The organism is Pseudomonas sp. Colony2, from assembly GCF_019382755.1.
GTDB lineage: Bacteria > Pseudomonadota > Gammaproteobacteria > Pseudomonadales > Pseudomonadaceae > Aquipseudomonas.
Map to the genome: position 1 here is coordinate 4,699,356 of NZ_CP080030.1, position 9,314 is coordinate 4,708,669.

The 9,314-nt window shown below is 62.7% G+C and carries 8 protein-coding genes; 2 read left to right on the top strand and 6 right to left on the bottom strand.

The window, feature by feature from the left end; translation table 11 throughout:
* Nucleotides 1-63: 63 nt before the first annotated feature.
* Together JV201_RS18680 and JV201_RS18685 are read left to right on the top strand one after the other, a co-directional pair.
* Complete coding sequence (locus JV201_RS18680; protein ID WP_219407203.1) at nucleotides 64-795, top strand: UTRA domain-containing protein; 732 nt, start codon at nucleotides 64-66, stop codon at nucleotides 793-795.
* A 106-nt stretch (nucleotides 796-901) separates the two neighbouring features.
* On the top strand, nucleotides 902-4,372 hold the full coding sequence (locus tag JV201_RS18685) for a hypothetical protein (RefSeq protein WP_219405897.1): 3,471 nt from the start codon (nucleotides 902-904) through the stop codon (nucleotides 4,370-4,372).
* A 146-nt stretch (nucleotides 4,373-4,518) separates the two neighbouring features.
* Here the strand turns inward: JV201_RS18685 and JV201_RS18690 are convergent, their stop codons facing one another.
* Genes JV201_RS18690 through JV201_RS18715 form a run of 6 tightly spaced genes read right to left on the bottom strand, consistent with a single transcriptional unit; the run spans nucleotide 4,519 to nucleotide 8,765 of the window.
* Nucleotides 4,519-5,565, bottom strand: coding sequence for an EscU/YscU/HrcU family type III secretion system export apparatus switch protein (locus JV201_RS18690; RefSeq protein ID WP_003208311.1), 1,047 nt, complete (start codon nucleotides 5,563-5,565; stop codon nucleotides 4,519-4,521).
* 3 nt (nucleotides 5,566-5,568) lie between these two features.
* The gene (gene sctT / locus JV201_RS18695; protein ID WP_003208312.1) at nucleotides 5,569-6,381 is read right to left on the bottom strand and encodes a type III secretion system export apparatus subunit SctT; all 813 of its coding nucleotides are present in this window, start codon (nucleotides 6,379-6,381) and stop codon (nucleotides 5,569-5,571) included.
* Nucleotides 6,382-6,387: 6 nt separating this feature from the next.
* The gene (gene sctS, locus JV201_RS18700; RefSeq protein WP_003208314.1) at nucleotides 6,388-6,657 is read right to left on the bottom strand and encodes a type III secretion system export apparatus subunit SctS; all 270 of its coding nucleotides are present in this window, start codon (nucleotides 6,655-6,657) and stop codon (nucleotides 6,388-6,390) included.
* A gap of 10 nt (nucleotides 6,658-6,667) precedes the next feature.
* Nucleotides 6,668-7,321, bottom strand: coding sequence for a type III secretion system export apparatus subunit SctR (sctR, locus tag JV201_RS18705; RefSeq protein ID WP_003208316.1), 654 nt, complete (start codon nucleotides 7,319-7,321; stop codon nucleotides 6,668-6,670).
* Nucleotides 7,318-8,319 carry a type III secretion system cytoplasmic ring protein SctQ gene (gene sctQ / locus JV201_RS18710; protein WP_008433160.1) on the bottom strand — a complete coding sequence of 334 codons (1,002 nt, stop codon included), beginning with the start codon at nucleotides 8,317-8,319 and terminating at the stop codon, nucleotides 7,318-7,320. Before sctQ ends, sctR begins: the two co-directional genes overlap by 4 nt.
* On the bottom strand, nucleotides 8,316-8,765 hold the full coding sequence (locus tag JV201_RS18715; RefSeq protein ID WP_102606212.1) for a hypothetical protein: 450 nt from the start codon (nucleotides 8,763-8,765) through the stop codon (nucleotides 8,316-8,318). Before JV201_RS18715 ends, sctQ begins: the two co-directional genes overlap by 4 nt.
* Between the last annotated feature and the right edge of the window lie 549 nt (nucleotides 8,766-9,314).

Sequence of the window (9,314 nt, forward strand, 5' to 3'; positions counted from 1 at the left end):
GTGACCTGCGCCAACAGGAACGGTAGAGTCACGCCCACGCCCGGCCTGCACACGGAACCCAGGATGCCTTTCGACCCGATTTCACCGCACTACCAGCGCATTCGCGAACAGATCGCCCACGATATCGCGGCGGGTGTGCCGCAGGCGGATGAGAAATTCCCGTCCGAACGGGAGATGATCGAGCGCTTCGGCTGCACCCGGGTCACCTTGCGCCAGGCCTTGCAGCAACTGGAAGCCGAGGGCCTGGTGTACCGGGAAAACCGTCGCGGCTGGTTTGTCAGCCCCCGGCGCATCCGCTATGACCCGACGCGCATCAGCGGCTTCATGGATTACGTAAGTGCCCAAGGCCGTACGCCGCGCACCGAATGCCTGCACGCGCAGTTGCGCCCGGCAGGCGATTGGCTGGCCAGGCGGATGGGCCTCGCGTCGGCGGATGAGCCGGTGTTTTTCCTGCAACGGCGGCGCTGGATCGACCGGCGGCCGGTGTTGCTGGAGTTCAATGCACTGCTGGCCAGCTGGTGCCCGGGGCTGCTGGAGGCTGACCTGAATACCTCGCTGACCCAACTGCTGCGGGAGCGGTTTTCCCGGGTGCTGTCGCGGTGTGAGCTGGAGATGCACATTGGCACGGTGAATGAAGAGCAGGCGGAGTTGCTGCAATTGTCCACCGGTTCCACCAGCGTGTATCTGGAACGCTTGAACTTCGGCGAGGATGACCAGCCGGTGGAGTTCGACCAGGAATTCTGGCGTCCGGATGCATTGTCCGTCGTGATGGAGACGCGCTACCCCGGGACGTGAATTTCACACCCGTGAAAGCTTGTGACTTGTTGCCAACGAACCCGTTTTCACTCGCTTGCAGCCCCTACTATCGAGTCCTCGTGCGCCCCTCACATGGACTGAACCGATGATCACCCGCCCCGAAAAATCCGCGTCGCCCCGCGTCGATCAACCCAACGCTCCCGAGCGGGTTTTCGACGCCGTCCTGAACAAAGCCAAAATCATTGCCAGCACCGGGCCGGGCGACAAAACCGTCAAGCCCGAGGACTACAAGGAAGTCACCGCCCTCCCGGCCAAACTCGACATCGACAAGCTCAAGGTCATTTCCGAAGACAAGGACGCCGGGGTGATCTACTTCGAACAGGACGGCGCCAAATACAAGATCAGCGCCGAGGGTGCGGCCAACGCCCAGGACGGCTTCGACGTATTGAAGAACCTGCGCTTCGGCCATGCCGTAGCCCCGGTCAACCAGGGCGGGCCCGACGAAGGTACCCCGCTGTACACCTTCCTCCAGACCCTGGCCGAAACCCAGGGCACCCCGGCCGGCAAGGCCATCGTCGAAAGCCTGAAGAACCCCGACCAGCAACTGCTGCGCGAAGACGGCGACGGCGTGCGCCTGGCCAACATCAAATCCGTGGGCAAGGCTGAAGACGGCATCCTCAAGGTCAGCCTTGAAAACGGCAAGACTCTGGTCATTTCCGAATTGCTCACGCCCCAGGCGTTCAGCACCTACACCCAGGCCGGGGTGACCAAGGAAGCCCTCAATGACGGCAAATCCAAAGGTTATGAAGAAGTCACCAGCCTGCCGGGCGACCTCGATTTCAGCCAGTTGAAAGTGGTGTCCGAAGACAGCAGCGCCGGAGTGATCCTGTTCGAACACCAGGGCCACAAGTACGCGATCAGCAAGTCCGAAGCCGACCTGCCGCAGCCCGGCGCCGACCTCAGCAACCCCAACCCCAACGCGGGCGGCACCTTCTACAACTTCCTCCACGCCGTGCACGCCAGCGAAGGCTCGCAGGCCTTCGACTACATCAAGAACGCCCAGTCCCTGCCCGGCCAGGAACTGCTGCGCAAGGACGAGGCCAGCCTGAAGCTGGGCGACATCAGCAAGGTCGACGCGCCCATGGACGGCATCCTGGTGGTCAACCAGGCCGACGGTAAACTGCTGGTGGTGTCCAAGGACATCACCCCCGAAGCCTTCGCCGCCTACACCAGCAAGGGCCAAACCCTGGCCGGCATCGAAAAGGCCAAGGGCGACGGCTACACCCTCGCCGCCCCGGACGCTTACCTGGCCTCCACCGAAGACATCATGAGCGTCGGCGGCGCCGGTGATTATGGCCCGGGCCTGATCGCCTTCACCCAGCACAAGCCGGGGGGCAGCGAAGAGAAAATCGTGGTGTCGGAAGACAGCAACCCGCAGATGTTCGAGCAAATTTCCAGCTACCGCAGCGACATCGCCGCGCAGACCACCGACGTCGACAAGCTGCGCACCGATAACGGCCTGCCGCCCCTCAAGGACGTGTCCGTCGACAGCCTCACCACCACCGAGAAAGATGACAGCGGCAACCCGCTGTCGGTGCAGGACCTGTCGATGAAGACCCTGGTGGACAGCTACCGCGCCGGGGTCAAGGACGGCAGCATCGGCAAGGACGACCCGCGCGCCAAGTTCCTGCGGGCGGTGGAAGCCAGGAGCATGGCCGACAACGGCATGTCGATCATTCCCGAGCACGGCTTCGGCAACCAGGGCATCGCCACCACGCCCATCGACGTGACCTCGCGGGACGTACGCGACAACATCTTCGACACCAAGGCCATCGACCAGACCATCAACGACCTGCTCGGCGACTCGACCATCCAGCACGACATCAAGGCCAACCACGACGCAGCCCTGGGCAAGGTCGACGGCGGCCAGGCGAAGGTCGATGAGACCAGGCAGCGCCTGATCGACAGCACCTCCTCGGAGAACTTCACCCAGTACATCAAGTCCCTGCAGGACAGCGGCAAGACCGAACTGGCCACCCAGGAAATCCAGACCGCCTACACCGCCCTGGCCGATATCGACCCGGCCAAGGCCGACAACTTCCTGCAAAACCTGCAGATCGACGGCTACACCGATGCCGTTGAAAAGCTGATGGACGATCCCACCAAGATCTCCGACGACAACACCGCCCTGGCCACCACCGACAACACCATGGCAATCCTGTCGATGCTCAAGGGCAGTGCCGACGGCCTGCCGCGCCAGGCGCTGGGTGTGTATTCGAAGTTCGTCGACCAACTGCTCAAGGACAAAAACGCCGCCGCCGATTTCGGCAAGGCGATGATTTCCCTCGGCGACACCTGGCAGAAAAACGGCGTGATCAGCTTCAGCGACATCGACAAGGCCGTGAGCAAGGAGATCATGCCGGGCCTCAGCGAAGAGAACCGCAGTTCGTTCGTGAAGAACCTCAACTTCCTCAAGGACAACGGCGTACTCGGCTCAGTGGGCGGCGCGATCGGCATGGGCCGTATCGTCTACCAACTCGCCGGACAAGGCGGCAAGCTGGCGGATACGCCGATGAAACGCCTGGGCATCGCCAACGACTTCCTTGGCTTCCTTGGCACCGGCTCGCACTTCGCCACGCTGGGCTTGAAGGTCTACGACAAGTTGCGCGGCACCAACGCCTACAAGCTGATGGGCTTCGACCGTTCCCTGCCCGACCTGTGGGCCAAGCCTGGCGAGGGGTACCACGTGCTGCCCAAGGACGCCGAGGCGGTGCAGAAAAAGTACTTCGAGATCGTCGACCAGGCCATGGACGACGGCAAGGACGTGGGCAAGGCCCTCAACAGCGGCGGCTGGAGCGACGAAGGTGCGGCGAAGATCCAGGAAGGCATTGAAAAAGGCATTGCCAGCCGCGGCGGCGTGGCCGGGGCCGGTTTTGGCGCGAAGTTCGCCAGCAGCGCGATCAAGGTGATCGGCATGGCCACCGACGTGGCAGGCGGCGTGATCAGTGTGGTGCAGGCGGCGTTTACCTTGCGTGATGGTGTGCGCGAGAAAGACCCGGTGAAAATCGCCTCGGGCTCACTGTCGATGGCCGGTGGTGTCAGCAGCCTGGTGGGCGCGGCCGGCGGCGTGCTGGGCACGCTGGGGGTGACCGGGCGGATCATTCCGTTCCTGGGACCGGTGGGTTTCTTGATCTCCGGCGCGTTGTCGTTTGTCGGGGCGATCTTGAGCACGGTGCAGTCCCACAAGCTGCACAAGATCTCGATGCAGAACTGGGACCAGATCCAGGACTTCAAGCAGGACGGGCTGCTCAAGCCCAACGGGGATGAAGCATACGTGTGGTTGCAGACCTACCTCTCCGACTGGGGCCAGCGGGATGCGCCGCAGGACCAGAGCATTTTTGATTTCCGCAAGGAAGAGTGGGATGCGCGGTCGAGTATCCGCGGGGGCGACCATCGGCGGGACCACCCGGACTTTATCGGGGACGGGAATAACCGTAACTCAGAGGACTACAAGTACTCGCTGAAACCGTCGGAATGGACCAATGAGAACCACGACATTATCTGGCGGGTGGGGGATGGGTATGGGGGTGAGTACCATGATGTGGACAAGCCATAACTGAACTCCCTGACACCCGGCAGAACCCATGTGGGAGCGGGCTTGCTCGCGAAGGCGGTGGGTCAGTCAACATTTTCAGTGACTGACACACCGCCTTCGCGAGCAAGCCCGCTCCCACATTTTGATCGGTGTTCGGCTCAAGATCGTCAGATCAACCGCGCCGCCACCAACCAGTCCGCCACCGCCTGGAACGAAGCATCCGGCACCGGATCCCCCGGCACCGTCTTGCGCGCAATCGCTTCCGCCAAGCCCTTGTCCGGCGCTTGCGGTATCCCTAAGTCAAACGCCTCCTGCAACATCCCCAACGCTTCCTCCGGCGAAGCGCGGCACACCACCACCGGCACCGGCGTTTCACCACGCACATAACGCACGCCTATCACCCAGCCATCGGTGGTGCCGATCATCATCGACGCCCGGCCCAACCCCAGCTTGGTGGCCAGCGCCTGCATCTCCTGGCGCTGGCGTCGCCGTTCGCTCTTGATCAACGGGTCGCCGTCAATGTCCTTGCGCTCGCGCTTGGTCTCGCTGCGGGTCATTTTCATGTCGCGGCCGAACAGCCAGCGTTGCATCAACACATCCACCCCCCCCACCAGGATGAAGGCCGCGAGTACGGTAAACACCAGCGGCTTGAGCACCAGGAAAAACGTCGACTCGATACACCCCGCGCCACACCGCGACGACTCCATCAACGCCTGCAACGCATGCCGCCCCACCACGTAGAACGCCACAGCCAGCACATGCACCTTGATCAGGCCCTTGATGAACTCCACAAAGTTGCGCAGGGCAAACAGCTTCTTGAAGCCTTCCGCCGGGTTGATACGCTTGAACTCCGGCTTGATCGGCTCCACGGAAAACACAAAGCCACGCATGGTGATGATATTGGTCAGGATCACCACCCCGGTGGTCACCGCCATCACCGGCAGGGTAATGCCGATCACCAGTTGCTCGGCATGGTCCAGCACCCGTGGCCAAACCGTGGCGAAGGGTTCGATGTAGATCTGCGCAGTCAGGTCGATCAGCGCCGTGACCTGGGCCTGGGCCCGGGGCGCGAGGATGGAAATGCACAGGGTGCAGAACAGGATGACCATGCCCGAGACCAAGTCCTGGCTCTTGGCGACCTGGCCTTTCTTTCGCGCGTCCTTGAGTTTTTTATCCGTGGCCGGCTGGGACTTCTCTTCGCTGGTATCGCCCATGCGCTACTCCATGCCCGCGAGGGTTTTCAGCAGCTCCACCGTGCCGCGAAATTCCGCCAACTGGTCCAGCATCAACGGAATCAGGAAGCCGATATAGATCACCATCAGGATCGAGAAAAACAGGTTTTTCACCGGTAACGACAGGTCGAAAATATGCAGGTTCGGCGCCATCCGCGACAGGTACGCCAGCATCAAATCAGTGACCAGCAGCGAGATGATCAGCGGCGACACCATCAGCACTCCGACGCGCATGATCTGGTCGAGAATCGACAACACCGCCAGCAACGCCGAGCTGGCAAACACCGGGGTAAACGCGGTCACCGGCCACAGCTGGTAGCTGTGGTAATAACCGTCGACCATCAGGATAAAACCGCCGGACATGAAGAACAGCGTGATCAACATCACCGTCAGCAAGGTGGACATCACACTCGACTCCCCGGTGGACAACGGGTCCACCAGTTGCGCCATGGTCGAACCGCGCTGCAGGTCGATCAACTCCCCCGCCACTTCCGCCGCCCAGAACGGAATGCCGAACAACAGGCCGATCAGGATACCGATCAGGAATTCCTTGATCAGCAACCCGGCGATAAACAGGCTGCCGTGGTTGGGCATCGAGGTCATGGCGTCGAACACCGGCATGAACATCGGGATCGAAATCGCCACGGCCACGCAGCCGCGAATCATTCCGGTGAGCCCGAGGCGGTTGAACGCCGGGGTGATCACCACCACGCCCATGGCCCGGCAGGCCGCCAGCGAGGCCGAGCTGATCACCGGGTAGGCGACTTCGAGAAACTGTGCGGTAAGGCTGGCATCCATGGGCGGTCAGCGCGTCCACAAGGGGAAATTGTCCAGCACCTGGCTGCCGAGTTCCGCCACTTGCCCGGCGAGCACCGGGCCGAGGAACACGATAGTCAACAACACCGCCACCAGCTTCACCACCTGGGGCAGGGTCTGGTCCTGGATCTGGGTCAGCGCCTGGAACAGGCCCACGCTCAAACCCACGATGATCGCCACCCCCAGCGCAGGCGCGGAGAGCATCAGCACGGTCATCAGTGCCTGTTTCATCAATGACAGGAAAACGTCCTGGCCCATGGGTCGTGCCTCAGCCGTAACTCAGAATCAAACCGTGCATCAGGCGCGACCAGCCGCTCAATGACACGAACAGGAAGATTTTCAGCGGGATCGAAATCAGGTTCGGCGAGACCATCGACATGCCCATCGCCATCAACACGTTGGACACCAGCAAGTCCACCACCAGGAACGGGATGTACAGCAGGAACCCGATCTCGAAGGCCCGGGTCAGCTCCGAACTGACAAACGCCGGGATCAGCACCACCAGGTCGTCATCCCGCAGGTCGGCACGGGCTTCCGGCGACCAGATGGTCTCGGTGGCCTGCACAAAAAAGCCGCGCTCGGACTCGTTGGCAAACCGTGCCAGGTGCGCCTGTAGCGGCGGGCGCAAGGCGTCGCCGAGGTCCTTGAGTTGCTCGACGTGCTCGATATTCAGGTCGCGGCCCTCTACCTGGCGGTACATGTCGCCAATCAACGGCGTGGTGACGTACACCGAGAGAATCAGCGCGATGCCGTACAGCACCAGGTTCGGCGGCGTCTGCTGCACGCCCAGGGCGTTGCGGATCAGGAACAGCACCACCGAGATTTTCATGAAGCCGGTGAGGGTCACCACCGCCAACGGGATCAACCCGATGGTGGCAACCACCAGGATGATCTCGATCAGGTTCGGCTGATAACCGGTCATGGGGTGGCGAAACTCAGCAGGCGCACGCCCAGGCCGTCACCGATTTTCACCAGCTGGCCCTGGCCGACGCGGCGGCCGTTGACCATCAGGTCGACGCCATCCACGGTCGGCGTATTCAGTTGCAGCAGGCTGCCCGCCCCCAGTTCCCGCAGTTGCGCCAGGGTCAGTTCCAGGCTGCCGACCTGGCACACCAGCTTGAGGGGCAAATCGTCCAGGGCCGCGGCGGCATCGACGTCAGTCATTGTGTTCTCCATGTCCAAAAGGGGCGTGTTCAGAGGTTCCTGCACCTGCAGCGACGAGCCGTCGCGCTGGCAGCGGGCTTGCAGGCGGCCCTCAAGGTCCAGCAGCCAGCCGCTGCCGGGTTCGAGCATCAGCACATCGCCGGGCTGCAGGCTGCGCAGCTCGCCGAGGCTCAACCATTGCCGCCCGGCCACTACTGACAGCGTGTGGCGCAACGCCGGCAACGGGTCGGCGTCGATCTGGCCGTGCTGGTCCAGCAACTGGCCCACCAGCACTGCAGCGCTTTCACTCAAGTCCAGTTGGGCGGCCATTGGCGGGTTGTTGCCGAAGGTCAATGTCAGCGCCAGATGCACTGCATAAGGCCGCAGGTCGTCACTGGTTTCGAGCAGTTGCACGGGGTGGCCGAGCAACGGTTCGAGGCGCTCGATCAGGTCCAGCACGGCCAGTTCCAGCAGCAGCGAACGCGGTAATGCCGGCAGCACTTGCGCGTCGAACTGCAACGCCAGCGGCACCAGTACTTGTTCCAGGGCGGCAGCCGAGAGTCGCAAGCGCACCGGTGACTGGCCGAGCAACAGCAACACATCCCGGGGTGTTTTCAGCGGCTGGGGATCGGCGGCCCAGGCGACGCTCAGATCCTGCCCGGCGCAGCGGCCCTGCCACGCATGCCGCCGGCGGTGCAATTGGTTATGCAGCGTGAGCAGCGCCGGGTCGTAGTGCTCAAGCCAGGGCGCCAACGGGTCGGCAAGGGCCACGATCATGTGCCGAGTCCTTGTTCTTCACGCAGCTCGCCGGCCACCCGTTCGCTGCTTTCACGCCCGTCCAGCAGGCTTTGCCAGGCATCGGACTGGCGCTGGCGGCTCAGGCGCTCCTGGCGAAACAGCTCACGCTCACGCTCCTGGGTTTGCAGGGTACTGGACACGTGGCTGACGTCGCCTTCAAGCACCTGCTCATCGTCGGCCAAGCCCCGCAGGCGATCCTGGGCGGCCTGCCAACTGGCCACCGACAGGCCTTCGGTGAGGGAGGCGTAAATCTCGCCGGCTTCATGGGCAACGGCCTCACGGTGCAGGCGCAGTTGTTCCTTGGCGTCGGTCAAGGCGCCGCGGGTTTGCGCGCAGCGTTGCTGTTGCGCCGCCAACTGGCTCGCCGCCCGCTGTTCGCGCAGCACCCGCAGGGTTTGCAGGGTGCGCAGTTGTTCAGTCTTCATCGGTTCTTTTCTCCATCGTCATACCAACAGCGCACTCACTGAGTGCATGAAGATCGAATGTGGGAGCTGTCGAGCCCCGGCGAGGCTGCGATAGCGGTGGGTCAGGCAACATCAATGTCGGCTGTGCTGACGCCATCGCAGCCTCGCTGAAGCTCGACAGCTCCCACACTGGAGCTTGCTGCGTTTTCGGGCTCATGCCAGCACCTGGCGCATGCGGATCAAGGTGTGCATGAAGATCAAATGTGGGAGCTGTCGAGCCCCGGCGAGGCTGCGATAGCGGTGGGTCAGGCAACATTGATGTTGGCTGTGCTGACGCCATCGCAGCCTCGCTGAAGCTCGACAGCTCCCACACTGGAGCTTGCTGCGTTTTCGGGCTCATGCCAGCACCTGGCGCATGCGGATCAAGGTGTGCATGAAGATCAAATGTGGGAGCTGTCGAGCCCCGGCGAGGCTGCGATAGCGGTGGGTCAGGCAACATTGATGTTGGCTGTGCTGACGCCATCGCAGCCTCGCTGAAGCTCGACAGCTCCCACACTGGAGCTTGCTGCG